General features: G+C 53.5%; 23 protein-coding genes and 1 other annotated feature. Of the genes, 6 read left to right on the forward strand and 17 right to left on the reverse strand.

Annotated features, from left to right (window positions below; translation table 11 throughout):
• Window positions 1-43: 43 nt before the first annotated feature.
• The 8 genes from B1H58_RS03755 to tal form a co-directional block, all read right to left on the reverse strand.
• Complete coding sequence (locus B1H58_RS03755; RefSeq protein WP_085068052.1) at window positions 44-1,384, reverse strand: ferredoxin reductase domain-containing protein; 1,341 nt, start codon at window positions 1,382-1,384, stop codon at window positions 44-46.
• A gap of 320 nt (window positions 1,385-1,704) precedes the next feature.
• Window positions 1,705-2,598 carry a transcriptional activator NhaR gene (gene nhaR / locus B1H58_RS03760; RefSeq protein ID WP_085068053.1) on the reverse strand — a complete coding sequence of 298 codons (894 nt, stop codon included), beginning with the start codon at window positions 2,596-2,598 and terminating at the stop codon, window positions 1,705-1,707.
• A gap of 2 nt (window positions 2,599-2,600) precedes the next feature.
• Window positions 2,601-3,776 carry a Na+/H+ antiporter NhaA gene (nhaA, locus tag B1H58_RS03765; RefSeq protein WP_085068054.1) on the reverse strand — a complete coding sequence of 392 codons (1,176 nt, stop codon included), beginning with the start codon at window positions 3,774-3,776 and terminating at the stop codon, window positions 2,601-2,603.
• A 292-nt stretch (window positions 3,777-4,068) separates the two neighbouring features.
• On the reverse strand, window positions 4,069-5,211 hold the full coding sequence (gene dnaJ / locus B1H58_RS03770) for a molecular chaperone DnaJ (protein WP_085068055.1): 1,143 nt from the start codon (window positions 5,209-5,211) through the stop codon (window positions 4,069-4,071).
• Window positions 5,212-5,319: 108 nt separating this feature from the next.
• On the reverse strand, window positions 5,320-7,224 hold the full coding sequence (gene dnaK, locus B1H58_RS03775) for a molecular chaperone DnaK (RefSeq protein ID WP_085068056.1): 1,905 nt from the start codon (window positions 7,222-7,224) through the stop codon (window positions 5,320-5,322).
• Window positions 7,225-7,431: 207 nt separating this feature from the next.
• The gene (locus B1H58_RS03780) at window positions 7,432-8,733 is read right to left on the reverse strand and encodes an MFS transporter (protein ID WP_085068057.1); all 1,302 of its coding nucleotides are present in this window, start codon (window positions 8,731-8,733) and stop codon (window positions 7,432-7,434) included.
• Window positions 8,734-8,862: 129 nt separating this feature from the next.
• Window positions 8,863-9,450, reverse strand: a complete 588-nt coding sequence (gene mog, locus B1H58_RS03785; RefSeq protein WP_085068058.1) for a molybdopterin adenylyltransferase — start codon at window positions 9,448-9,450, stop codon at window positions 8,863-8,865.
• 135 nt (window positions 9,451-9,585) lie between these two features.
• Entirely contained in the window at window positions 9,586-10,539 is a 954-nt protein-coding gene (tal, locus tag B1H58_RS03790) for a transaldolase (protein ID WP_085068059.1), read from the reverse strand.
• A 208-nt stretch (window positions 10,540-10,747) separates the two neighbouring features.
• Between tal and yaaA the strand changes: the two genes are divergently transcribed.
• Window positions 10,748-11,524 carry a peroxide stress protein YaaA gene (yaaA, locus tag B1H58_RS03795; RefSeq protein ID WP_085068060.1) on the forward strand — a complete coding sequence of 259 codons (777 nt, stop codon included), beginning with the start codon at window positions 10,748-10,750 and terminating at the stop codon, window positions 11,522-11,524.
• A gap of 92 nt (window positions 11,525-11,616) precedes the next feature.
• Here the strand turns inward: yaaA and thrC are convergent, their stop codons facing one another.
• From thrC to B1H58_RS03820, 5 genes are all read right to left on the reverse strand, one after another.
• Complete coding sequence (thrC, locus tag B1H58_RS03800; RefSeq protein WP_085068061.1) at window positions 11,617-12,903, reverse strand: threonine synthase; 1,287 nt, start codon at window positions 12,901-12,903, stop codon at window positions 11,617-11,619.
• Window positions 12,904-12,906: 3 nt separating this feature from the next.
• Window positions 12,907-13,836, reverse strand: coding sequence for a homoserine kinase (thrB, locus tag B1H58_RS03805; protein WP_085068062.1), 930 nt, complete (start codon window positions 13,834-13,836; stop codon window positions 12,907-12,909).
• 2 nt (window positions 13,837-13,838) lie between these two features.
• The gene (gene thrA / locus B1H58_RS03810; RefSeq protein WP_085068063.1) at window positions 13,839-16,301 is read right to left on the reverse strand and encodes a bifunctional aspartate kinase/homoserine dehydrogenase I; all 2,463 of its coding nucleotides are present in this window, start codon (window positions 16,299-16,301) and stop codon (window positions 13,839-13,841) included.
• A 26-nt stretch (window positions 16,302-16,327) separates the two neighbouring features.
• Window positions 16,328-16,445 (reverse strand) — a sequence feature (Thr leader region).
• Complete coding sequence (gene thrL / locus B1H58_RS21265; RefSeq protein ID WP_071883749.1) at window positions 16,384-16,452, reverse strand: thr operon leader peptide; 69 nt, start codon at window positions 16,450-16,452, stop codon at window positions 16,384-16,386. It overlaps the preceding feature by 62 nt.
• Window positions 16,453-16,658: 206 nt before the next feature.
• Window positions 16,659-17,339: a tRNA/rRNA methyltransferase gene (locus tag B1H58_RS03820; RefSeq protein WP_085068064.1), complete on the reverse strand. Its 681-nt coding sequence runs from the start codon at window positions 17,337-17,339 to the stop codon at window positions 16,659-16,661.
• 611 nt (window positions 17,340-17,950) lie between these two features.
• On the opposite strand from B1H58_RS03820, the gene arcA reads away from it, so the two are divergent.
• Window positions 17,951-18,667 carry a two-component system response regulator ArcA gene (arcA, locus tag B1H58_RS03825; RefSeq protein ID WP_085068065.1) on the forward strand — a complete coding sequence of 239 codons (717 nt, stop codon included), beginning with the start codon at window positions 17,951-17,953 and terminating at the stop codon, window positions 18,665-18,667.
• Window positions 18,668-18,705: 38 nt separating this feature from the next.
• On the opposite strand, the gene creA is transcribed toward arcA, so the two are convergent.
• Window positions 18,706-19,179, reverse strand: coding sequence for a protein CreA (gene creA / locus B1H58_RS03830; protein ID WP_085068066.1), 474 nt, complete (start codon window positions 19,177-19,179; stop codon window positions 18,706-18,708).
• 198 nt (window positions 19,180-19,377) lie between these two features.
• Here creA and robA point away from each other — a divergent pair, with 198 nt between their 5' ends.
• The gene (gene robA, locus B1H58_RS03835) at window positions 19,378-20,256 is read left to right on the forward strand and encodes an MDR efflux pump AcrAB transcriptional activator RobA (protein WP_085068067.1); all 879 of its coding nucleotides are present in this window, start codon (window positions 19,378-19,380) and stop codon (window positions 20,254-20,256) included.
• 32 nt (window positions 20,257-20,288) lie between these two features.
• Here robA and gpmB read toward each other — a convergent pair whose 3' ends face one another.
• Entirely contained in the window at window positions 20,289-20,936 is a 648-nt protein-coding gene (gpmB, locus tag B1H58_RS03840) for a 2,3-diphosphoglycerate-dependent phosphoglycerate mutase GpmB (RefSeq protein ID WP_085068068.1), read from the reverse strand.
• 51 nt (window positions 20,937-20,987) lie between these two features.
• Between gpmB and yjjX the strand changes: the two genes are divergently transcribed.
• The gene (yjjX, locus tag B1H58_RS03845; protein ID WP_085068069.1) at window positions 20,988-21,524 is read left to right on the forward strand and encodes an inosine/xanthosine triphosphatase; all 537 of its coding nucleotides are present in this window, start codon (window positions 20,988-20,990) and stop codon (window positions 21,522-21,524) included.
• A 6-nt stretch (window positions 21,525-21,530) separates the two neighbouring features.
• Here yjjX and trpR read toward each other — a convergent pair whose 3' ends face one another.
• Together trpR and sltY are read right to left on the reverse strand one after the other, a co-directional pair.
• The gene (gene trpR / locus B1H58_RS03850; RefSeq protein ID WP_085068070.1) at window positions 21,531-21,851 is read right to left on the reverse strand and encodes a trp operon repressor; all 321 of its coding nucleotides are present in this window, start codon (window positions 21,849-21,851) and stop codon (window positions 21,531-21,533) included.
• A gap of 44 nt (window positions 21,852-21,895) precedes the next feature.
• Entirely contained in the window at window positions 21,896-23,827 is a 1,932-nt protein-coding gene (gene sltY, locus B1H58_RS03855; protein ID WP_085072223.1) for a murein transglycosylase, read from the reverse strand.
• A gap of 199 nt (window positions 23,828-24,026) precedes the next feature.
• On the opposite strand from sltY, the gene deoR reads away from it, so the two are divergent.
• Together deoR and ettA are read left to right on the forward strand one after the other, a co-directional pair.
• Entirely contained in the window at window positions 24,027-24,791 is a 765-nt protein-coding gene (gene deoR, locus B1H58_RS03860) for a DNA-binding transcriptional repressor DeoR (RefSeq protein WP_085068071.1), read from the forward strand.
• 136 nt (window positions 24,792-24,927) lie between these two features.
• Window positions 24,928-26,595, forward strand: a complete 1,668-nt coding sequence (gene ettA, locus B1H58_RS03865; protein ID WP_085068072.1) for an energy-dependent translational throttle protein EttA — start codon at window positions 24,928-24,930, stop codon at window positions 26,593-26,595.
• Window positions 26,596-26,625 lie beyond the last annotated feature (30 nt).

Consider the following 26,625-nt stretch of genomic DNA (forward strand, 5'->3'; position numbering starts at 1 on the left):
TTTGAAAGAACCGGCCAGTGGCCGGTTTTTTTTCGTCCTGATTTTATGAGTCCCAAATCGCTCCGTAAGCGGCGATGCCCTGCGCTTCACATCCTTCCACTACATAATCGGTTAACGGACGGTTCGCAATACAGATTACCGCTTCCGCATTAATCTCTTTGACCTTCTGACAGGCCAGCAGCAGCAGATCCGGTTTGCCGTGTGCATCGGTATCCCAAATCAATACGCCTGGGTGTGCCGCAATAATCTCATTAACGAACGCTTCGCCATAGGTCACAAACGGATTACGGGTTGACCAGATCAATTTACAGGGACGCGGATTGTTCACCAGATGCGGCAGCAGTGGGCCAATTCCGCTTCCGGTGGCGACATAGACTACCGAGTTAAATAGCTTGTTCATGCTGCCAACGCCGGGCGTGGGTATGCCCTTAAACCAGACGTGTGATGGCGGATTATCAATAAAGCGCGAGGTCCAGTCTCCGGCGCGGGAGATCAGCATCCGGCAGCCATGTCGTTTCACCAGCGGAATATTGGCAAACGCATGCCATTCCGTTAGCGGATGCAGGCTAATGGCCAGCGTCGAACCAGGAAAGGGATCCTGCGGCAAAGCAAACTGAATAATCACCGCATGGGAAGAAGGCCGCGTCACTTCGATGGGAACGCGCCGTAAACGCAGCCAGGGAAGCAGAATGCTACAGGTAATAGCCAACAGTCCCCAGAACGCGAAAGCGTGGCTGAGATGATGCCAGCGCCATTCACCGTGATGGCTGTCACGCACGAACCATAAAACCTGTAGCCATGAGAGCGCAAGCGAACTCCAGCCAACGTAGCGATGCATATGTTCAAACAGGTTATGATAGCGTCGTCTCACCTGCGGCAGCGCCGTCAGGGAAATGGCGCACAGCATCAGCACCAACAGAACATTAACCGTAAGAAGCTGAGTGGATAGCCCGCCCTGCGTCTGCTGTTGACAAAAAGCAGCCAACGTAAAAAGCAGCAGCCACAGACAGCTAAAGGTGGCGCAGCCGGAGTGAAGCCCGCCGAATTGATAGACGTTAGCCAGATGACGCCGCAACCGCAGCGGCCAGTGTACGGGCACACGCCATACCAGCTGAAACAGCCCGTTGATAAGGTATTGCTGACGAATCAGTACCGTCACGCAGAGGTTAGCGATCACCATATTGCCGAAGTTGCCGAGCAAAATATGGTTTTCGTCCCACCAGCTGCCGCTGACCAAAGCCCAACTCATTATTGACAGATTGATCATGCTGACAGTAATAAACAGCATTTGATAATGAGTAAGAATCGGAGAAGAAAATTGCTGTGTTAATTCCTGGTGAAGAACAGGTAATACCGACGCCGTTTTATTTTTTTCGTTCTGCATACTTCGCTCCTGAGATGACCTTATTCCGTCCGATGGATGGACGCCATACGCCGCCGTCAGCGCGCCGGGGAAATATGGTGGTCCTCAAGGTGGTTGGTTGACAGCGCGTAGCGTAAAGAAAGGTAAAATGGCAGTAAATGGGAAACGGAAAAATGAGACTTTTGCCTAATAGCCAGATTTTGAATTATTGCTGGTAAATTCTTAATTATTTTATTTATAGCTGGATCTAAGAGTTACCTTCTCTATTTCTGTTGCCGCAATCAGACCGCGGCAGGAAATAAAAACAGCGATAAAAATAGATCCAGCAAAATTATCATTTTTTATTTGTCACTAAATAAAGCGGTAAAATCCTGATTGCAGATGCGCTGCACCGCAGGATGCTGAATCATCCGCTCGGCGAAGATAACGTAATACTCTTCCATGACATCTTCCAGCCGTCCTACCTCTTTAACAGCGCCATCCTGATAGGTCTCCTGGCCGTAGAGCGTTGGGGCCACAAAAATAGCGTGGTTAGCGGCCCCAAATGCTTTCATCAACGCGGCATCATCAAACTCGCCAAGGATCTCTACCTGCAGCTCCTGGTTGCTGAGCCAACGTTGCAGCTGACGCCCTAACATTGAGCGACGGCCCGGAATCAGCAGGCGTCGCTCCTCCAGGCAAGCGGGAAAAGGTTTCTGTGGCAGCGGCGGCGTACACCAGAAGCTGATGCCACATTCGCCCAGCTTCACGGAAAACAGCCCCTCCTGCTGAGTCGAGTCAACCGGGCAATCAGATAAAATCATATCCAGCTTGTGCTGACTCAACTGCTCCAGCAACATCTCATGCGTAGATTCAAAACAGCGCAGGTGAATGCGCTCATCATCCTGCACTGCCGTTTCCAGAACTTTACTGACCAGCTGTTTCGATAAGGCATCCGCCACGCCGACATCAAACAGCAGATGCGACTCCTTTCGGTAGTTAACGATATCCATCATCTCCTGACTGAGCGTAAACATCCGATCGGCGTAGCGAAAAACCAGCTGTCCCAGTTCCGTTGGCACGATCCCCCTGCCCTGACGTCGAAAGAGCTTGCCCTGGAGTCGCTCCTCCAGGGCTTTGATCTGGCCGGTTATGGTTTGCGGCGTTAAGAAGAGTTTCTCCGCCGCGTTAACAATCGATCCCTGCTTACAAACGTGCCAAAAGTAGTAGAGATGATTGTAATTAAGATGTGTCATGCTCAGGCCTTCTTCAGGCTGTGCGGCTGATTTAACTTAACGCGTAACAGCGAATAGCCCACCACGGCAGAGAGCAGCGAGCCGATCAAAATGGCCAGCTTAGCCAGTACCATGAGTTCCGCGCTCAGATCGCCATAGGCCAGAGAGGCGATAAAGATCGACATGGTAAAGCCGATTCCGCACAGCACGCCTACCGCCATAATGCTGCTCAGGCTGGCGCCTTGCGGCAGTTTCGCTACGCCCAGTTTAATGCTCAGCCAGCAAAACAGCGTGATTCCCAGCGGCTTACCGATAAACAACCCCAAAATAATGCCCAGCGGCAACATCGAGAACAGCGAGTTAAAAGAAACACCATCCAGCGCCACGCCAGCGTTAGCAAAAGCGAACAGCGGCAAAATCAGCCAGGTCACCCAGGGATGAAGGCCATGCTCCAGCGCTCGGGCGGGCGATTTCCCGTGCTTTTCTGCTAACGGCACAAAGAAGCCTATCACTACGCCTGCCAGCGTGGCATGAACGCCCGATTTTAATACCGCCACCCACAGCACGACGCCAACCACCATATAGAGCGAGGTGCGGCGAACGTTAAACAGATTTAACAGCGCCAGCACGATAATAGCGCCAGCGGCAACGCTCAGAGAAAGCAGTGACAGTTCGTGGGTATAAAACAGTGCAATAATGACAATCGCGCCCAGATCGTCAATGATCGCCAGCGCCATAAGAAATACTTTTAGCGCGGGCGGCACCCGGCTGCCTAACAACGCCAGCACGCCAAGCGCAAAGGCAATATCAGTAGCGGTAGGCACCGCCCACCCGTTACGGGTAATTTCATCAGCGCCGTTAAATGCCAAAAAAATCAGCGCCGGAGCCACCATACCGCCAACGGCGGCGATTAATGGAAATATGGCTTTATCACGGCTGGCGAGTGAGCCTTCAATTAACTCACGCTTAACTTCCAGGCCGATCAGTAAAAAGAACACGGCCATCAGCGCATCGTTAATCCACAGCAGCATATTTTTATTGATATGCAGATCACCAAAGTGAAACTCTACCGGCATCGCCAGCAGCGAAGCATATACAGGCTGGGTAGCATCCATATTCGCCAGCAGCATGGCCAGCAGCGCTGCCACAATGAGCACAATGCCTCCTGTTGCCTCATTGGCCAATAAGCGTTTAATCATTTCTCATCTCCTTGCTAAAAACATCGCATTAAGCTTAAGCATACCGGGTTTAACGATTCGGTAAAAACAGGTTATCTGGCATAAATAACTCGGAAAAAACGAATCATCATAAAGGGATGTTTAACTCAACAAGGATAATCATATGAATGATAAGGCCATCGTGCCGAAAAAAAGCAGTAACCGTCAGTGACAACTGGCCTGCAGGCAGCCTTTGGCTGGCTGTAAGATAGCCTGACAGATGTGGCGAAGGAATAAAAAACGCCCCTGAGCGGGGCGTCTGGAGGTGTGCATCTTAACGCGTTAAATCATCAAAAAACTTCTTCACGCCGTCGAAAAAGCTTTTCGACCGCGGGCTGTTTTTCTCGCCGCTGGGGCCGCCAAAACTTTCTTCCAGCTCACGCAACAGCGCTTTCTGTTTTTCATTCAGACTGACCGGCGTCTCAACCACTACGCGACATAGCAGATCGCCCTGCACGCCACCACGTACTGATTTCACCCCTTTGCCGCGCATACGGAACAGTTTGCCGGTTTGGGTTTCTGCCGGCACCTTCAACTTCACGCGACCATCCAGCGTCGGCACTTCAATTTCGCCGCCCAGAGCCGCCATCGCAAAGTTAATCGGCACCTCGCAGTAAAGGTTATTGTCTTCACGCTCAAAGATTGGGTGTTTTTTCACCGAAACCTGAACATAGAGATCGCCGGCCGGTGCGCCATGTTCACCTGCTTCGCCTTCACCACTGAGGCGAATACGATCGCCGGTATCCACGCCTGCCGGAATTTTTACCGACAGCGTTTTCGATTTTTCTACGCGGCCATGTCCGTGACAGGCGTTGCAGGGATCTTTAATGATAGAGCCGCGACCATGACAGCTCGGACAGGCCTGCTGCACGGTGAAGAAACCCTGACGCATCTGTACCTGGCCTGCGCCATGACAGGTTGGACAGGTTTGCGGCTGCGTACCTGATTTGGCTCCGCTGCCGTGGCAAACGTCACATTCCTGCAGCGTAGGAATACGGATCTCTTTGGTCACGCCGCGCACCGCTTCTTCCAGCGTCAGCTCCATGTTGTAGCGTAAATCGGCGCCACGGGCTGCGCGCTGCCGACGGCCGCCGCCAAAAATATCGCCGAACACGTCGCCAAAGATATCGCTGAAATCTGCGCCGCCGCCGCCAAAGCCGCCACCGCCAAAACCACCGCCCATGCCGCCCTGTTCAAAGGCTGCATGTCCATACTGATCGTAGGCGGCGCGCTTCTGCGCATCGGTCAAAATTTCGTAAGCCTCTTTCACTTCTTTGAATTTGGCTTCGGCTTCCTGATCGCCCGGATTGCGGTCAGGATGGTATTTCATTGCCAGGCGTTTATAAGCCTTTTTGATTTCACGCTCATCCGCAGACTTTGGGACGCCTAAAACCTCGTAATAGTCTGTTTTCGCCATTGTTATCTTTCCTGCCCTTAACATGCGTGCACGGGCGTGGAGAAACTCCTACGCCCGTGCTGGTTACCAGCGGTTGTCAGGGCAACCGCCGCGCCCGGTCAGGGGCAATTATTTTTTGTCTTTTACTTCTTCGAACTCAGCGTCGACAACGTCGTCTTCTTTCTTCGCAGAAGCGTCACCGGCGTCAGCTGGCTGGCCCTGCTGCTGAGCGAACTCCATCAGCTTGCCGGAAACCTGTACCAGCGCCTGGATTTTCGCTTCGATCTCAGCTTTATCTTCGCCTTTCAGCGCCGTGTTCAGATCGTTAAGCGCAGATTCGATTGGCGCTTTGTCGTCAGCAGAAAGTTTATCGCCCGCTTCGTCCAGCTGTTTACGGGTGCTGTGGGCAATCTGATCGCCCTGGTTACGCGCCTGTACCAGCTCTTCGAATTTACGATCCGATTCTGCGTTCGCTTCCGCGTCGCGTACCATTTTCGCGATCTCTTCCTCGTTCAGACCAGAAGAAGCCTTGATAGTGATCTTCTGCTCTTTACCAGAGTTTTTATCTTTCGCCGATACGTGCAGGATACCGTCAGCATCGATATCGAAGGTCACTTCAATCTGTGGCATGCCGCGCGGTGCCGGCTGGATCCCATCCAGGTTAAACTGGCCCAGCGATTTGTTATCCGCTGCGCGTTTACGTTCACCCTGCAACACATGAATGGTTACCGCAGACTGGTTGTCTTCCGCAGTAGAGAACACCTGGCTGTGTTTAGTCGGGATAGTGGTGTTTTTGCTGATCAGCGCCGTCATCACGCCGCCCATGGTTTCGATACCCAGAGACAGCGGGGTCACGTCCAGCAGCAGCACGTCTTTCACGTCACCCGCCAGCACGCCGCCCTGTACCGCAGCACCTACCGCTACCGCTTCATCAGGGTTAACGTCTTTACGCGGCTCTTTGCCAAAGAACTCGGCAACTTTCGCCTGCACCATTGGCATACGCGTCTGACCACCCACCAGGATCACATCATTGATGTCAGATACCGACAGGCCAGCGTCCTGCAGAGCAACTTTCAGCGGCTCAATAGAACGGGCAACCAGATCTTCAACCAGTGATTCCAGTTTCGCACGGGTCACTTTGATGTTCAGGTGTTTCGGACCAGTAGCGTCAGCCGTGATGTACGGCAGGTTAACGTCGGTCTGCTGAGCAGAAGAAAGCTCGATTTTAGCTTTCTCAGCGGCTTCTTTCAGACGCTGCATCGCCAGCGGATCGTTGTGCAGATCGATACCCTGATCTTTCTTAAACTCGGCTACCAGATAGTTGATCAGACGGCTGTCGAAGTCTTCACCACCCAGGTGGGTATCACCGTTGGTAGCCAGAACTTCAAAGGTTTTTTCGCCGTCAACTTCATCAATTTCGATGATAGAGATATCGAAAGTACCACCACCCAGGTCATAAACCGCGATAGTGCGGTTGCCCTGGCCCTTGTCCAGACCGTAAGCCAGCGCAGCAGCGGTTGGTTCGTTGATGATACGTTTGACTTCCAGACCCGCGATACGACCTGCGTCTTTGGTTGCCTGACGCTGTGCATCGTTAAAGTAAGCCGGTACGGTGATCACAGCTTCGGTTACCGGTTCGCCCAGGTAATCTTCCGCCGTTTTCTTCATTTTTTTCAGCACTTCCGCAGAAATCTGCGGCGGCGCCATTTTCTGGCCTTTTACGTCCAGCCATGCATCGCCATTATCGGACTGCGTGATTTTGTAAGGCATGATTTTAATGTCACGCTGTACTTCTTCGTCCTGGAAACGACGACCAATCAGGCGTTTGATTGCAAACAGGGTGTTCTGCGGGTTAGTCACGGCCTGACGTTTAGCAGGCTGACCCACCAGCGTTTCACCATCCTGGGTATATGCAATAATTGACGGTGTGGTGCGATCGCCTTCGGCATTTTCCAGCACGCGTGCTTTGGTGCCATCCATAATCGCAACACATGAGTTGGTTGTACCGAGGTCAATACCAATAATCTTACCCATCTAAACGTCTCCCACTTAAAAACGGTCTCAATTAGGGTTGTGAATCAGTAATGCGGACGATTTGTTTATTTTCAACTGTCCGCCTGCGCTCTTTGCGCTTCACAACGCTGGATGACTTCAAAATGGGGCCGCTTCGCAGCGCATCAAGGGTTAAGTAAAAAAAAATTTTTAGCGACCTGATGGCTGCGATGGTTTTTTTGCCATGAATCAGGCATTCACCTGCTGCAGAATCGCGCCGCGTCGTCCGGCCCAGGCCAGCCACAGCCCGGTCAGGAGGCCGATCAACGCCAGTGCCAGTACGTACCAGGCGGATGCCAGCGGTGAGAACCTCATTAACAGCGTGACGCAAACGGGCGTCAGTCCGCCAAAGATGGCGTAAGCAAGATTGTAAGAGAATGAGATACCGGTAAAGCGTATCGCCGCAGGAAAAGCGCGCACCATAACAAAGGGCACGACGCCCACCACGCCGACGCTTAAGCCTGCCAGCGCATAGGTGATAAACAGTGCCATGACCGAGCTGGCGGCCTGAGTAAAGAAAATCCAGCTGCACAGCGCCAGCAGTAAACAGCCGAACGTTAAGACTTTGGCTGCGCCCAGCCGATCTGCCAGCAGGCCAGCAATTATACAACCCGCCAGCAGCATGATGGTCGCCACGCTATTGGCCTGCAGCGTAAGCGCCGCCGACAGCGCATACTGTTTCTGCAACAGGGTTGGCGCCATCAGGATCACGACCACGATGCAGGCTGAAAGCAGCCAGGTGAGCAGCATGGACACGATTATCGCCCGCTTGTGGTGTTGTAGCACGGTCCGCAGCGGCAAGCCGTCAGAAAGGGTTTTGCGCGCCTGCATCTGCTGAAAAACCGGCGTTTCATGCAGCCAGCGCCGCAGATACATCGCCAGCAGGCCGAAGAGACCGCCCAGCAGAAACGGAATGCGCCAGCCGCCCGCCGCGATGGTTTCCGGCGACAGCAGGCTGTTAATCAGCGTGGCCACCAGCGAACCCAGCAGAATGCCAGCCGTCAGGCCTGCAGTTAAGGTGCCGCAGGCGAAGCCTGTGCGTTTCTCCGGCACATGTTCCGCTACGAAAACCCAGGCTCCCGGCACTTCACCACCAATCGCCGCGCCCTGCAAAATACGCAACAGCAGCAACAACAGCGGCGCCGTCAGACCGATAGCGTGATAATCGGGTAAAGCGCCCATCGCCAGCGTGGGTAGGGCCATTAACAGAATGCTCAGGCTAAACATTTTCTTTCTTCCAACCCGATCGCCAAAGTGCGCCATGACAATGCCGCCAAGGGGGCGCGCCAGATACCCGGCAGCAAAAATGGCAAAAGTCTGCAGCTGGCGCAGCCAGTCAGGAATATCGGGTGGGAAGAAGAGTTCGCCAATTACCGCAGCGAAAAAAACAAAGATGATAAAGTCGTAGAATTCCAGCGCGCCACCAAGCGCAGCCAGTGACAACGTCTTGTAATCCTGCCGGTTAAGCCGGCGAGCCTGTGGTTGATCCATGGTTTTTTTCGCGCTTCCAGAGGTGAGAAGAAAGTCAGTAACGTGAATTTGTAAAATTCACGTTACTATAGCGTCAACTTTTCTCGCCACACCAGCGGCGCTGGATCTTATGCCTGAAAAAGTTGTTTTTCAGGAGTTTGTATCACGTCTGGCGCTTTTAGGGCGAAATGCTGCTACAACCTCCGGGTTGGTCTCAATATAAGGGCCTTCCAGCAGCTGAATACAGTAAGGCACGCTGGCAAAAATACCGGCTACCTGCACCTTACCCTTCTCATCTTTTAACCCTTCCAGCGTCTCTTTAATCGATTTCGGCTGGCCCGGCAGGTTAAGAATTAAAGATTGCTTGCGGATCACGCCAACCTGACGCGAAAGGATCGCCGTCGGCACAAACTGCAGACTAATCTGCCGCATCTGCTCGCCAAAGCCCGGCATTACCCTGTCGGCTACCGCCAGCGTTGCGTCCGGCGTTACGTCGCGTCGTGCCGGACCGGTACCGCCGGTGGTTAAAACCAGATGGCAAAAACGCTCATCCACCAGCTCGCAAAGCGTCTCTTCAATCAGCGGTTGTTCATCCGGCACCAGCCGCGTTTCGATAATAAAAGGCGTAGTCAGTGCGGAAGAAAGCCAGGCTTCCAGAGCCGGAATGCCCTGATCCTGATAAATGCCGTTAGCGGCGCGATCTGAAACCGAAATGAGTCCAATGCGTAACGTATTCATAGTGATATTCATGACAGAGACTGTCGCAACGCGAGCAGTTAAGGTTTGGGATTAACGGCAAGAATACTACAGGGCGGGAAAGGATGCCTAACGTGAGCTGCCGCAGCCCGGTTTTTGGGTGCGGCAGCTTTACGATTACAGCAGTTCTGCAATCATTTTTTCCAGCTTGCCCTGGTCAACCGCAAAGTTACGGATGCCCTGCGCCAGCTTGTCTACCGCCATCGGATCCTGGTTATGCTGCCAGAGGAATTCCGCTTCGGTCATTTTGGCCGGACGCGCTTTCACTTCACCGCTGAAGGAGAGCTTACGCTCAACGCTGCCTTCGCTTTCCGCCAGCTCTTTCAGCAGCGACGGAGAAATGGTCAGGCGGTCGCAGCCTGCCAGTTCCAGGATCTCGCCCACGTTGCGGAAGCTGGCACCCATCACCACGGTTTCATAACCATGCTGCTTGTAGTATTCGTAGATTTCACGAACGGAAACCACGCCCGGATCTTCGTGCGGTGCATACTCTTTCTTATCGGTATTGGCTTTGTACCAGTCAAGGATACGGCCAACAAACGGGGAGATCAGATACACGCCCGCTTCTGCACAGGCGCGCGCCTGGGCAAAAGAGAACAGCAGCGTCAGGTTACAGTTGATGCCCTCTTTTTCCAGCTGCTCCGCTGCGCGGATGCCCTGCCAGGTAGAGGCCAGTTTGATCAGAATACGATCGTTGCTGATACCGGCATCGTTATAGAGTTTAATCAGGCTGCGCGCTTTTGCGACGCTCGCTTCGGTATCGTAAGAAAGACGTGCATCCACTTCGGTAGAGATACGGCCCGGGATCAGCTGCAGAATTTCCAGACCGATATTGACCGCCAGTTTGTCAGAAGCGTACTGAATTTGTTCTTCTTTATTGCTGCTCTGCTGACGCGCCCAGACGATGGCTTCATCGATCAGCTTGCGGTATTCAGGGATCTGCGCGGCGTTAAGAATCAGAGAAGGATTGGTGGTAGCGTCCTGCGGCTGGTACAGCTTCATTGCGGCGATGTCACCGGTATCGGCAACAACGGTGGTCAGCTGACGTAAAGAAGTAAGTTTGTCCGTCATGATGGGTTCTCTTGATATGTAACTGTCAGGGGTAAAATCTGTTGCGATAATATCACGCACGTGCCGACGCGCAATGCGCTGATGGTGCGAATCAAAAGAGGCCAGGCCGATAGTAATGATTTGCCTGGCCGGTGCGCTTTTTTGTTAAAATCAGCGGCCAGAATCAAGAAAAGTTTAAAAACCTGCGGGTTACGCTAAGGAACTATCGATGTTAATGGTCATCTCGCCGGCCAAAACGCTGGACTACACCACGCCGCTGGCGACGCTTCGCTATACGCAACCCGCACTGTTGGAAAAATCACAGCAGCTGATCGCTGTGGCGCGCGATCTGTCGCCCGCACAAATCGCGTCGCTGATGAGCATCAGCGATAAGCTGGCCCTGTTGAACGCGCAGCGTTTTAACGACTGGCACCCTGATTTCACGCCAGAAAATGCACGACAGGCGATTCTGGCCTTTAAAGGCGATGTCTATACCGGCCTGCAGGCGGAAAATTTCAGCGAAGCGGATTTCGATTTTGCCCAGCAGCACTTACGTATGCTGTCAGGCCTGTATGGCGTATTGCGGCCGCTGGATTTAATGCAGCCTTATCGTCTGGAAATGGGCACCAGGCTGGCCAGTCCGGCGGGTAAAGATCTTTACAGCTTCTGGGGCGATACCATTACCGAAGCATTGAATGAGGCGCTGGCTGCTCAGGGAGATGATTTGCTGATCAACCTGGCGTCGGATGAGTATTTTAAAGCGGTACAGCCGAAAAAACTGAATGGACGCCTGATTAAACCGGTTTTTCTTGATGAGAAAAACGGCAAGTTCAAAATTATCAGTTTCTATGCCAAAAAGGCACGTGGCCTGATGTGCCGTTATATCATTGAAAATCGTCTGCAGGCAGCGGAGCAGCTAAAGCAGTTTAACCTTGACGGCTATTTCTTCGATGAGGAGAGCAGCCGTGGTGACGAGCTGGTGTTTAAGCGTCACGAACAGGCCTGACCTGCGGATAATAAAAAGCCGTCTGCCAGCGAATGGGCACCCCGATGAACGAGGCACCCTTCACCGGCAGGCGGCTTTGTTATGGCTTAGCGTCAGAACCGGGTAAGGAATGCCCGCAGTTCAGCGAAGTCCGGCTTCATTTTATGCGACAGCAGCGGCAGATCGGCGCGTTCCGCCAGCTCAGCCGGTAATGGCAGCGTCTGCTGCAGGATCTCTTCCACGCTCTCTTTGAATTTTGCCGGATGCGCGGTGCCAAGGAACAGACCAAATTCGCCCGGCTGCAGCTGATCGCGCAGCATACGGTAAGCGATAGCGGCATGTGGCTCAGAGATATACCCCAGCTGTGCCAGCTCTCGCATCGTGCTACGGGTCGTTTCGTCATCGACGGCACCAAAGCCGAGATCGTTCAGGCGCCAGGTTTTCCGACGGAACAGCTCTTCGACGCGCGGCCAGTTATTTGGCTGGCTGACATCCATCGCGTTAGAAAGCGTGGCGACGGTAGTATTCGGCTGCCATGAGCCGCTGGAGAGAAAACGCGGCACGGTATCATTCTGGTTGGTGGCGGCGATAAAGCGTTTCACCGGAAGCCCCAACGATTTTGCCAGCAGGCCCGCCGTCAGATCGCCAAAGTTACCGCTGGGCACTGAAATCACCAGCTGATTACGTTTTTCCTGCGGCAGTTGCGCCACCGCCTCAAAGTAGTAGCAAATCTGCGCCAGCAGGCGGCTGATATTGATCGAGTTAGCCGAGTTCAGGCCGATGGCTTTCTTTAACGCTTCATCATCAAACGCCTGCTTCACCAGCGCCTGGCAGGCGTCAAAATCGCCGTCGATAGCGATGGTGTGAATATTGCCGCCCAGCGTACAGAACAGCTTTTCCTGCAGCGGACTGATTTTGCCCTGCGGATAGAGGATAACCACGCGCACATTTTCCATGCCGTAAAAAGCATGGGCCACCGCCGCGCCGGTATCACCAGAGGTGGCGGTAAGAATGGTGATCTCTTCATCTGCGCCGCTGATATAAGAGAGCATCTGAGCCATAAAGCGGCCGCCGAAGTCCTTAAAGGCTAATGTCGGCCCGTGAAACAGCTCCAGACAGGCGATATCTTCTGTCACCGGCGCTACCGGCGCAGGAAACGCAAAAGCGGCCTTCACGCGCTCCGCCAGCTGGTGCGGTTCAACTTCATCGCCAATATAAGCAGAGAGGATTTTGCTGCTGCGGGTGACGAAATCCATCTCCAGCATGGCATCAATATCCGTCAGCTCAAATTCGGGCAGCTCCAGCGGAAAAAACAGCCCCTGCTGCGAACCCAGCCCCTGCTTCACCGCCTGCGCAAAGCTTACCTGTTCGTTGTGGTCCTTAAGATTGTAGAGTTTCATGCGTTATCCCAGTTTTCGTGCGCCCGCCGTGTCGGCACGGCAAATATGGACGAAGCCTTCATCATTTTGCAGATAGTTTTGCTGCAGCCAGTCCGCCATGCGCTGCGCCGTTTCCTGATTATCACAAACGGCAAACAGCGTCGGGCCAGAGCCGGAAATACCACAGGCCAGCGCGCCGATATCCTGCGCGGCCTGACGTGCCGCGGCAAAGCCGGGCAGAAGTTTCGTACGGTAAGGTTCGGCAATAACATCGCGCATCAGCTTCGCCGCCAGCTGTGGCTGAGCGGTATGACAGGCATGAATAAAGCCTGCCAGATAACGCCCGTGTTTAATGCAATCTTCTTTACGATACTGCGCCGGCAAAATCGCCCGCGCCTCAGCGGTAGAAACCTTGATACCCGGATAGGCCATTACCCACAGCCAGTCATCGAAACAGGGTACCGCCTGGCTAATAATGCCATTCTCTTCCAGCATCAGCTGCAGGCCGCCCAGAAAACAGGGCGCAACGTTGTCGTAATGCACGCTCCCGGAGATGCGCCCTTCCAGCTCGCCCATCAGCGTCAGCAGTTGAGTATCGTCCAGCGGCCTGCCGCAGAACTCATTCATCGCCATTAGCCCTGCCACTACGGAACAGGCGCTGGAGCCAAGCCCGGAGCCGATAGGCATGTTTTTCTCCAGCGTCATGCGCACCGGAACGGTTTTCCCCGTGGCTTCGCAAAAGCGTTTCCAGCACTGGTAAACGATATTCTCCTGCGGATCGGCGGGCAGTTTGCTGACAAAGCGCCCCTGGTTAATCAGGCTGAACGTATCAGCCGCTTCAACGGTCACGCAGTCGCCTAACAGGGAACCATCCACCGGCGACACCGCTGCGCCCAACACATCAAAGCCGACGCTGACGTTGCCAATTGAGGCCGGCGCATAAATTTTTACCATGTTTAGACTCCTAACTTCCATGACAGGGTGCGTAACAGATCGGCAAATACGCCTGCGGCGGTAACATCATTACCGGCGCCGTAGCCGCGCAGCACCAGCGGAATCGGCTGATAGTAACGGCTGTAAAATGCCAGCGCGTTCTCACCATTTTTCACTTTATACAGCGGATCGTTGCCATCTACCGCATCGATTTTCACGCGGCAACGGCCCCCTTCTTCAATCGCGCCAACAAAGCGCAACACTTTGCCTGCTGCACGTGCCTGCTCAACCCTATCGGCAAAGACCTTATCCAGCTCAGGCAAACGTTGCATAAAGGTCCCGACATCGGCAATTGCCGTAAATTCCTCAGGCAGTACCGCTTCAATTTCAATATCGCTCAGCTCCAGCTGGTAACCCGCCTCGCGGGCCAGGATCAGCAACTTGCGCGCCACATCCATACCGGAAAGATCGTCACGCGGATCGGGCTCGGTAAAGCCCATTTCACGCGCCAGCTTCGTGGCTTCGGAGAGCGTCATGCCGTCATCCAGCTTGCCGAAAATAAAAGAGAGCGATCCGGACAGAATGCCAGAGAAGCTGATTAACTCATCGCCCGCGTTCAACAGGTTTTGCAGGTTTTCAATAACTGGCAGGCCAGCGCCAACGTTGGTATCGTAAAGAAACTTGCGACGTGATTTGGCTGCCGCTGCACGCAGTTGCTGATAATAGTTCCACGAAGAGGTATTGGCCTTTTTATTCGGCGTCACCACATGGAAGCCATCCGTCAGGAAATCTGCATACTGATCGGCCACCGCCTGGCTTGAAGTACAGTCTACAATTACCGGATTCAGCAGGTGATACTCTTTTACCAGACGCAGCAGGCGGTCCAGCTTAAACGGCTCATTTGCTTCAGAGAGCGCGCTTTTCCAGTTGCTGAGATCGATGCCATGCACATTGGTCAACAGCGCTTTGGAGTTCGCAATCCCGCATACACGCAGGTCGATATGCTTGTTCTTCAGCCACGCCTGCTGACGATGCAGCTGATCCAGCAATGCGCTACCAACGCCGCCGACGCCGACAACAAATACTTCTATCACCTGGTCGGTATTAAACAACATCTGGTGAACCACGCGCACTGCGGTGGTGACTTCATCATTATTGACCACCACGGAGATAGAGCGCTCCGATGAACCCTGGGCAATCGCAACGATATTGATATTGGCTCGCGCCAGCGCTGCAAAGAATTTCGCTGAGATGCCGCGCTGGGTACGCATGTTATCGCCAACAACGGAGACGATCGCCAGCTGCTCCATCACATCCAGCGGCTCAAGCAGGCCATCTTTTAACTCCAGATAGAACTCATCCTCCAGCACCCGACGCGCCCGCGCCTGTTCGCCCTGCGGCACACAGAAACTGATGCTGTATTCAGATGAGGACTGGGTAATCAATACCACCGAGATGCCCGCTCGCGACATCGCAGCAAACACGCGCGCCGCCATCCCGACCATGCCTTTCATGCCTGGCCCGGAGACGTTAAACATCGCCATGTTGTTCAGATTGGTGATGCCTTTAACCGGATTGGCATCGTCGCTGGTGTCGCCGCCGATCAGGGTGCCGGGTGCCTGAGGATTGGCGGTATTTTTAATCAGACAGGGGATCTGGAACTGGGCGATGGGAGCAATGGTACGGGGATGTAGCACCTTAGCGCCAAAATAAGAAAGCTCCATCGCTTCCTGATAAGACATCGATTTCAGTAAACGCGCATCGGGTACCTGACGCGGATCGCAGGTATAGACGCCGTCCACATCCGTCCAGATTTCACAACAGTCAGCACGCAGGCAGGCAGCCAGCACCGCTGCGGAATAGTCAGAGCCATTACGACCCAGCACCACCAGCTCGCCGCGTTCATTACCGGCGGTAAAACCGGCCATTAAGATCATGCTATCCGGAGGAATCTGGCTGGCGGCAATACGGCGCGTAGACTCGGCGATATCAACCGTGGATTCAAGATAATGACCATGCGCCAGCAGCATGCTGACCGGATCGATAACGCTGACGCGATGACCGCGCGCCTGCAGCAGCGCTTCCATGATGGCGATGGAAAGCTTTTCACCACGGCAGATAATCGCGGCGTTAACGCTGTCCGGACACTGCCCCAGCAGGCTGATGCCGTGCAGCATTTGTCTGAGCTGCGCGAACTCTTTAGCAACCAGCGCCTGCAGCCGCTCCCAGGCAAAGCCCGGCTGCGCGCGCTGCAATCCCTGTAGCAGCGCAGCAAAAATCTGTTCTGCATCGCTGATATTCGGCAAGGCATCCTGACCGCTGATGGTTTTTTCAATCATCGCCACCAGGTGGTTAGTGATTTTGGCCGGGGCGGAAAGCACGGTTGCAACCTGTCCCTGCTTCGCGTTGCTTTCAAGTATATCGGCAACCCGCAGAAAACGTTCCGCATTTGCCACTGATGTTCCGCCGAATTTCAGCACTCGCATGGTTAAAGATCTCCTGAATTTAAGCCGAAAAAAAAGCCCGCACCTTATCAGGTGCGGGCTTTTTCTCTTTTTCCTGTATGCGTCAGCCCGCACCGTTACCTGTGGTAATGGTGGTAGTAATAATGATGGTGTTCAGGCTGTTTGTACGCATGTCGATTTTATCTGTCTGTTTCTGTGTCTGTCTGCTTTTCAGAAGTAAAGCAATCTCCTGATGAAGTCAATGGATTTATCGCCGCCGCAAAACCACTGTTACCACAGCGGAAACGTTAAATTCCGCCGCACCCGGATAAATCTGTTACACCCTTTCCGCATGATGGAATGATTAACCAGTTTCCCGTACGCAATCCAAATTTTCCTCTAGAGATTTTTTTCAATGTCATGCAGCAGTCGGTGCAGCATAGCGCTATCGCGTTGTTCCAGCAGACCGATTCGTTGTTGTATCCAGTCTGCCAGCTTTTCATCATCGGCGACCTTCAGTCGCTCCAGCAGCGCCGCTAAACGCTGGCGCAGCGCATCAAGCTGCTGATGATCTGCCGCGACAGCGGCTGTCGCAGCCACTTGCCGTAATGAAGCCAACTGATAGCAATAAACCATGACCGCCTGTCCCAGATTCAGCGAAGGATAATCGTTGGCCATCGGAATGCCGGTTAATAAATCTACCTGTTCCAGCTCTTCATTTGTTAAGCCACTATCTTCACGACCAAAAACCAGTGCCGTACTGCCTGTCCATTGCTGCTTTTCGCGCAAAATCGTTTCTACTTGTTGCGGCGTTGCGTAATAACGGAATTTGGCCCGACTGCGTGCCGTGGTGGCTACCGAAAAATCGATATCGGCCAGCGCAGCGGGAAGAGAGGAGTAGTGTTGAATATTATCAATGATATCTCCCGCCCCATGCGCCACGATGCGCGTTGCCGGATCGCGCCAGGCTTCGCTCTGGACAATACGTAGCTCAGAAAACCCCATTGTTTTCATCGCACGTGCGGCCGCGCCAATATTTTCCGGGCGGGCCGGGGAAACAAGAACAATCGGAAAATTCATATAAATCCTGAAGATAAATTTATGGAAAACGATACTGTGACATGACGATATGTTAAATAACAGCATCAAGCATATAACATACAATTAACTTATTAAGTTTTCGCGATAAAAACTAAGATTTAACGCCTTTAAACTCTTTAATTAATCAAAACATTAATAACAAAGAAATATCATAAATAAGATCTTATAAATCAAAATTGTATTTTAATAATTAACTTAGTAAACTTTTGTCCACTATCAGTTGGCTAAGACATGGTTTAAGGCCCGATAATTGTGAGCTAAGCTGGCATTCTGATGAGCATTTTTCACAAAAGTGTTAACGTGCTACACTTGATTTGATATAAGTCAACGAAGCGTTGTTTTAATGCTTATTGGTTGTAGCCTGTGCTGTTATCTTGCTGTTAATGCAGCTAGGATAACAGCCATTTGGCACTGCCGGGGCATGCAGGATTCATCCTTATGGCTGAGCTGACAATGTTGTTGACGTTGATGGATGGTGCATCAAGAACATAATTCTGTACTTCAGTTATCCGGGCAAACGTCTTTTTCACCGCGTTAACGGCAGTACATCCTGTTTCCGATTTTGTTGGCAAATTTTAGGTAGCGAACTCATGCAGATCCCGCATATTCTTATCGTTGAAGATGAACTAGTCACGCGTAACACTCTAAAGAGCATTTTCGAAGCCGAAGGCTATGAAGTGTTCGAAGCGACGGATGGCGCAGAGATGCATCAGGTATTGACCGAAAACGATATTAATCTGGTGATTATGGATATCAACTTGCCGGGTAAAAATGGTCTTTTACTGGCGCGTGAGCTACGCGAGCAGGCAAACGTTGCCCTGATGTTCTTAACCGGGCGCGACAATGAAGTGGATAAAATCCTCGGCCTGGAGATCGGCGCGGATGATTACATCACCAAGCCTTTCAACCCGCGTGAATTAACCATTCGCGCACGCAATCTCCTTTCCCGCACCATGAACCTTTCTGCCATTAGCGAAGAGCGTAAGCAGGTTGAAAGCTATAAATTCAATGGCTGGGAGCTGGATATCAACAGCCGCTCGCTGATCAGCCCGAATGGTGAGCAGTATAAGCTGCCGCGTAGTGAATTCCGCGCCATGCTGCACTTCTGTGAGAACCCTGGCAAGATTCAAACGCGCGGCGACCTGTTGAAAAAGATGACTGGCCGTGAATTAAAACCGCACGATCGTACGGTTGACGTCACGATTCGTCGTATTCGCAAGCACTTTGAATCAACGCCGGATACCCCAGAAATCATCGCAACCATTCATGGCGAAGGTTACCGTTTCTGCGGCGATCTGCAGGAATAATGCTTTAAAAACGGCGAGGCGACTCGCCGTTTCTTCTTTTAGTGCCCCCACGGCATAATGGGAACCGCACTCAGCGCATTTTTAGGCGAGCCTTCCACCACTTTATCTGAATATGAAAGATAAATAAGCGTGTTCCGCTTTTGATCGTAGAAGCGCACCACCTGCAGCTTTTTAAACAAGAATGACGTGCGCTTGCGGAAAACTGTTTCGCCCTGCGCTTTGCCCTGTGCAATGCGATCGCTTAAGGTCACCGGCCCCACCTGCTGGCAGGAAATTGCGGAATCAGACGTATCTTCTGCCAACCCTAAACCCCCTTTGATCCCGCCCGTTTTAGCACGGCTCACATAGCAGGTCACATTTTTCACGTCCGGATCGTCAAATGCCTCAACCACGATTTTATGATCAGGACCAAAGATCTTGAACACCGTATCTACCGAACCGATCTCTTCAGCGGCCACGCCAGCAGAAAATAAGGTTGCCATTGTAATTATTAACAATTTTTTTATTATCATACCGTTACCATTGTATATTATTAAAGTTGTTCGCTATTGCGTCCCGCTAAGGATAAACCGGGCCAATTCTGTTGCTCCTCATTTGCACGGGGTATAGCACAATCTAACAAGTAAAACCTTCAGCGGCTTTTGCGCATTTAGTGCTATGATCCCGCGACTTTGCGTTGCCTGCGCCAACTAAGTACAAGAGGATGTTTTATGGACCAAGCTGGTATCATTCGCGATTTGCTTGTCTGGCTGGAGAGCCATCTCGACCAACCCCTGTCATTGGATAATGTGGCGGCAAAAGCAGGTTACTCCAAATGGCATCTGCAAAGAATGTTTAAAGAGGTAACCAGTCATGCGATTGGTGCCTATATTCGCGCCCGACGGTTGTCAAAAGCAGCGGTAGCGCTACGTCTTACCAGCCGTCCGATTCTGGATATCGCTTTGCAGTACCGTTTTGATTCGCAACAAACCTTTACCCGCGCCTTTAAAAAACAGTTTAATCAAACGCCGGCATACTATCGCCGCGCATCAGAGTGGAACGCATATGGTCTGCGTCCGCCGATTCGCCTGGATAATTCTACGTTGCCGGAAGCGCGCTTTGTTACGCTACCGGAAACCGTGCTGGTAGGGCAAACGCAAAGCTATAGCTGTACGCTGGAGCAGATTTCCCGCTATCGCGACGAGATGCGCATCCACTTCTGGCAGCAGTTCCTGCTGGAAACCGATACGGTCCCGCCAGTGCTGTATGGACTGCATCAGGTGCGTCCGAGCCAGGAAAAGGACGACGAGCAGGAGATACTCTATACCACTGCGGTGCCGTCTGATCAGCTGGCTAAATCCATGCAGTCAGCGCAAACCGTACTGCTGGAGGCTGGCGATTATGTCCAGTTTAATTATGCAGGCCCGCGCAGCCAGCTTCAGGATTTTATTCTGATGCTTTATGGCACCTGTATGCCGACGCTACAGCTGACACGCCGTCAGGGGCAGGATATTGAGCGTTTTTATACGCATGGCGGAAAAAAGCGTCCCGAGCCGCCGAAAGAGATCCGCTGCGAATATTTGATCCCCATTCGCCGTACCGACAGCTGATCATTTCGGGCCCGCATTGCGGGCCCCTTTGTTTAGCGCTGCAGTTCATCCAGCGCGGGCAGATCGAGATGCGAAATATCGCCTGCAGTTTCCACTACCCAGCCGCTTGCCAGCCAGGCGCTTTGCTGATGATCGACGCGTGAAAGCGAACAGTTACGCAGCCGCAGCCGCCGTTCCGCATGAGCAGGCAATCCCAACAGTGTGCTGACCAGCACGCCCAGCGCCATACCATGACTCACCAGCAGCGGACGACTTCCCGCTGGCAGCTCCAGGCAGGCATTTAGCGCCTGATGCATGCGCTCCGCCAGTTCCGTCATACTTTCGCCTTCCGGAATACGGCCATTTTCCGTTCCGTTAACTAATGTACGTCGCCAGCCCTCTTCTTCAGCGCTTAACGTATCGATCGGACGCTGTTCCAGCACGCCCATATTCAGTTCACGCAATCGTGCGTCAAGCGTAACGCTACAGCCGCAAATGTCTGCGATAATTTCCGCAGTACGACGCGTGCGTCCTAAATCACTGCTGATAACGTGGGTGATCCCCAGCGACTTCATCCGCTCGCCAACCTGACGAGCCTGCCGCTCTCCTTTTTCAGTCAGTGCGCTATCCGACTGTCCCTGAATGCGCCTGGCCGCGTTCCAAACTGTTTCCCCGTGGCGAACAAGATAGACCTGTAACATGCTTTTTTTCCGTTATACTGCGTCAAAATTGCGTAGAAGGTTCAGATAATTATGTACCATGTTGTCGCTGCTACCACCAATCCGGCCAAAATTAGTGCTATCTCTCAGGCGTTTCATGATGTCTTCGGCGAGGGATCCTGCCACATTGAGGGCGTCGCGGTCGACAGTGGCGTAGCCGCTCAGCCGTTAACGAATGCAGAAACGCGAACTGGCGCACGCCAGCGGGTGATGAACGCACGTAAGGTCAGGCCTGAAGCCGATTTCTGGGTCGCGATTGAAGCGGGTATTGAAGGCAACGACGCTTTTGCATGGATGGTGGTGGAAGATCACAAACAACGCGGTGAATCCCGCTCGGCCAGTTTTACCTTGCCTGCGCCTGTCATGGCGGGCATCCATGCCGGTCACGAACTGGGTGAAGAGATGGCGCGCCTTACCGGCATTGACAATATCAAGCACAAAGGCGGAGCGATTGGCGTGTTTACTCAGGGTTTACTGACGCGTAGCAGCGTCTACCATCAGGCGTTAATTCTGGCGCTTTGCCCCTTCCATAACGCTATCTATCAGCAACCGCTTTCACCGCCGCAGTAAGCCGTATCATTTCACGGATAGCTGCGCGTCCAGCCAGGCCTTTAACGCAGGCGGCGCGGCGCGCAGGCTGTTGGAACCACGCGTAATTGTCGCGATGCCTACGCCAAGATCGTTTTTCAGCTCACGCTGGCTCATCTCGCCGCGCAGCAGCTCCTCAATAATGCGCAGACGTGTGCCAAACGCTTCGCGCTCGTCCGGCGTCATCATCAATTGCAGCAGCGGCAACTGTAAATCCTGCCGGAACGCCTCCTCTAACAGGCTAACAAAACGTAGCCAGTTTTCATCCTGCGGCTCGGCAGTGATCGGGATTGGGGAATGTGGAGTCATGCAATTCTTCCGTACTCATTGGCGAGTACGGAAGAGTAACATATTCAGTAGCGACGCTGCCACTCAGCATCAGAGAGAAGTTTATCCGGCTGCCCCAGGAAATAGCGATAATACGCGTCATAGGCGAGCACGTTTTTCACATAGCCGCGCGTTTCTGAAAAAGGAATGGTTTCAATAAAAGCGACCGCATCCAGCTGACCATTGCTGATGCGCTGCCAGGTACGTACCCTTCCCGGCCCGGCATTATACGCCGCCGAAGAGAAGATACGGTTCTGGTCAAATTGCTGATAAACATGCTCCAGATACTGGGTGCCGATCTGAATATTGGTTTGCGGATCCAGTAGCTGGCTACTGTTTACATAGCCCGGAATGCTGTACATCTTCACCGTATGGGTCGCGGTAGCTGGCATCACCTGCATTAATCCAGCTGCGCCCACCGGCGAACGCGCTTTAGGATTCCATGCGCTCTCCTGCCGGGCGATAGCCATGGCGTAGCTTGGCGGTATGGTTTTACCGCGCGTGTTTTGCGTGAACTGCTCCTGCCACGCCAGCGGGAAGCGCTCGGCGAGATTATTCCACAGCTTGCCGGTTATTGTGGCCTGCACGCTCAGATCCCACCAGCCATGGTTCAGCGCGTAACGCGCCAGCATTTGCTGTTGCGATGCGGTTTTGCTGGCAACCAGTCGGCTCCATTCGCTCCGCGCAAGATTATCCATTCCCCAATACATCAGTTCACGCACGCGTGCGATTTCCGGGCCGTTATCAAGCGTGCTATCCGGGCGTGGCGCTTCATCTATCCGCAGCGGATATTTCTCTCCCAGACGCTGCGCGGCTACCATCGGATAGAAGCCGCGTTCCTGCATAAGCTTACGCAGGATCTCCTCCGCTTCCTCTTTGCGCCCACGCTCCAGCAGCAGATCCGCCTGCCAGTATTGCCATTCATCTTTCTGCTTCGCGTCAGGATCCAGCCGCGCAATCCAGGTATTTAATCCACGCCGATCGTTATTGCTTAACGCCAGACGAATACGGCGTTCCAGCAGCGATACCGAACCGCTACTCATCACCGTGTTATCACGCCAGCGCGCCTGTTCGGATGTGACCTCTCTGCTCATTAACTGCCAGGCCACCGCTTCCTTCATCTCCTGAATTTCCTGCTCGCTCATCTGCTGTAAGCGTGCCAGCCCAGGGATCATCGCGCGCGCATTCTCCACATCCTCACGCGCCAGCCGCGCCAGCGCTAATGAGGTTGCCTGTCGGGTAAAGTTTGTCGGCCCAACGCTGCGGGCGAATGCTTCTACCGTGGCGGGATTGTTTTGCAGCGCCATGATGGCGTCGGCCATGGTTTGGTAATTGGAGGGCAGCTGTTTAGCAAGGAAATTAACCAGGCTGGTATTGCCAGCGATCATCGCCAGGCGGATACGCTCCAGCGTAGTAATTGGCGTTTGTTCACCCGCGGCTTGCCAGACAGAAAAAAGCTTGTCGCAGCCGCCCGGCAGCGAACTTCCACGTAGCCAGATTGTCTTCGCCCCTTCCCAGGCAACCTGTTGCTGGCCGGTCGCCCATTTGGCGTAATACCAGTTGCAGCGAGCAGCGACTGGCTGCGGCTCCTGCGGGCTAAATACCAGCAGGCCGCGCCAGTCCTCACGGCGCGCCAGCTCATTAACAAAGCGTGACGACAGCGTGCGCACCGGCGGCAACGTGGGATAACGTTTAATAAAAGCATTAACCGCCAGGCCGGTTTCCTGATCGAGATGCTGCGACAGCTGGCGATATTCCAGATAGGGATAAAGCGGATAATCTTTCAGCGTGGGCATCAGCTGCGCCACCACATCCATTTGATTATTATCCCATGCCTGTTTGATTTGCTGGTAGCGGCTGCGCTGTTCATCCAGCGAATCCGCCAATACGCTGCCGCTGGCGGCAAGCAGGCATAAACCAGCTAACCAGTAACGCCCCCTCTCCTTGCTGTGAGTCACCACACGCTCTCCTCTTACTGTTATCCGATCCGGCCGGATGGCCTGGCTCTCTTCATGCTAACCAGGCGGTTGGCGTCGTGCCACGTTCTTCACAAAATTTACTTTCTGGTCGGGGATCACAGTGACCACCAGGCAGCGGCTGACGCTTCACTTTTTTAGCGTTAACATAAGGAGAAACAGACCAACAGGGAACGCGATAATGGAAACCCGGCGCGACGAGCGAATTAATAAACTGGCGCAGGCGCTCAAGCGCATCGATAAAATTCATTTGAAAGAGGCGGCGCGGCTGTTAGGCGTTTCAGAAATGACGATCCGTCGCGATCTTAACGAGCAGCCCTCCTGCCTGGTTTTACTCGGCGGCTATATCGTGAGCGATCCGCGAAATGCGCACGGGCACTATTTTGTTTCCGATCAGCAACTGCATAACGTCAATAAAAAACGCCAGCTGGCACAGCGGGCGGCCAGCCTGATTAAACCTAACGATACGGTTTTTTTCGACTGTGGCACCACTATGCCGTGGGTGATCGATGCGATAGATGAAGGTTTGCCCTTTACCGCAGTCTGCTGCGCCATTAATACCTTTCTGGCGCTTAAGGAAAAAAGCGCCTGTCGCGTTATTCTCAGCGGCGGCGAGTTTCATCCTGACAACGCGGTGTTTTCTCCGCACGGCAACCTCTCTATTCTGGATGAGATCTGCCCTACGCTGGCGTTTATTTCCGCTGCCGGTATTGACCTACAACAGGGCGTCACCTGCTACAACTTCAATGAGTTACCGATGAAGCTTCGGGCGATGGCACGCGCGCAGCGCAAGGTGTTGCTGGCTGACAGCAGCAAGTTTAATAAAGTTCTGCCGGCGCGCATTGGCGAGCTGGATCAGTTTGATACGCTGATCAGTGACAGTGCGCCGCCGCAAGCGCTGGCTGAGCACCTGCAACAGCAGGCGGTTACGCTGCTGCTGCCCTGAAAAGATCCTGGCGCCTGCCAGGCAAACAATCGCCCAGGATGATGGCTGTGATTAAGCAAGGAAAACCGCTAAACTTGCAGTTCTGAGCGGGCGATGTGCCCCGATTACCACACAGACCATAAGAGGCTCATTTCACGTGGCTCAATTCGTCTACAGCATGCATCGCGTCGGAAAAGTTGTTCCGCCGAAGCGTCATATTCTTAAGAACATCTCCCTGAGCTTTTTCCCGGGCGCAAAAATCGGCGTACTGGGCTTAAACGGCGCGGGTAAATCTACGCTGCTGCGCATTATGGCGGGCATTGATAAAGATATCGAAGGCGAGGCACGTCCGCAGCCTGGCATCAAAATCGGCTACCTGCCGCAGGAGCCGCAGCTTAATCCGGAACATACCGTACGCGAATCGGTAGAAGAAGCGGTAGCTGAAGTGGTTGGCGCGCTGAAGCGTCTCGATGAGGTTTACGCGCTGTATGCCGAACCGGAAGCCGATTTCGACAAGCTGGCAGCTGAACAGGGCAAGCTGGAAGAGATTATTCAGGCACACGATGGTCATAACCTGAACGTGCAGCTGGAGCGCGCCGCTGATGCGCTGCGCCTGCCGGACTGGGAGGCAAAAGTGGCCAATCTCTCCGGTGGTGAACGCCGCCGTGTGGCACTGTGCCGTCTGCTGCTGGAAAAGCCAGACATGCTGCTGCTCGACGAACCGACCAACCACCTGGATGCCGAATCTGTCGCCTGGCTGGAGCGCTTCCTGCACGATTTCGAAGGCACGGTAGTGGCTATCACCCATGACCGTTATTTCCTGGATAACGTCGCAGGCTGGATCCTGGAGCTGGACCGTGGCGAAGGCATTCCATGGGAAGGCAACTACTCTTCCTGGCTGGAACAGAAAGATCAGCGTCTGGCGCAGGAAGCTTCTCAGGAAGCGGCGCGTCGTAAGTCGATTGAGAAAGAGCTGGAGTGGGTACGTCAGGGCGCGAAAGGCCGTCAGTCAAAAGGCAAAGCCCGTCTGGCGCGCTTTGAAGAGCTGAACAGCACCGAATACCAGAAACGTAACGAAACTAACGAACTCTTTATTCCACCGGGTCCGCGCCTGGGCGATAAAGTGGTGGAAGTGAGCAACCTGCGTAAATCGTACGGCGATCGTCTGCTGATTGACGATCTCTCTTTCTCCGTGCCGAAAGGCGCGATTGTCGGGATTATCGGTCCGAACGGCGCGGGTAAATCCACGCTGTTTCGTATGATGTCCGGTCAGGAACAGCCGGACAGCGGCAGCATCACGCTCGGCGATACGGTGAAACTGGCCTCTGTGGATCAGTTCCGTGACAGCATGGATAATTCAAAAACCGTCTGGGAAGAAGTTTCCGGCGGGCTGGATATCATGAAGATCGGCAATACCGAAATGCCAAGCCGCGCCTACGTGGGCCGCTTTAACTTTAAAGGTGTCGATCAGGGCAAACGCGTTGGCGAGCTTTCCGGTGGTGAGCGCGGTCGTCTGCACCTGGCAAAACTGCTGCAGGTAGGCGGCAACATGCTGCTGCTGGATGAACCAACCAACGACCTGGACATCGAAACCCTGCGCGCGCTGGAAAACGCCCTGCTGGAGTTCCCGGGCTGCGCGATGGTGATCTCGCATGACCGTTGGTTCCTTGACCGTATCGCCACCCATATCCTCGACTATCAGGGCGAGGGTAAGGTTGAGTTCTTCGAAGGTAACTTTACCGAATACGAAGAGTACAAGAAGCGTACCCTCGGTGCGGAAGCGCTGGAGCCGAAACGCATCAAATACAAGCGTATGGCGAAGTAAATCTGAAAGCGGCCTGCGGGCCGCTTTTTA

Origin of the sequence: Pantoea alhagi, assembly GCF_002101395.1 — a bacterium.
Taxonomy (GTDB): domain Bacteria; phylum Pseudomonadota; class Gammaproteobacteria; order Enterobacterales; family Enterobacteriaceae; genus Mixta; species Mixta alhagi.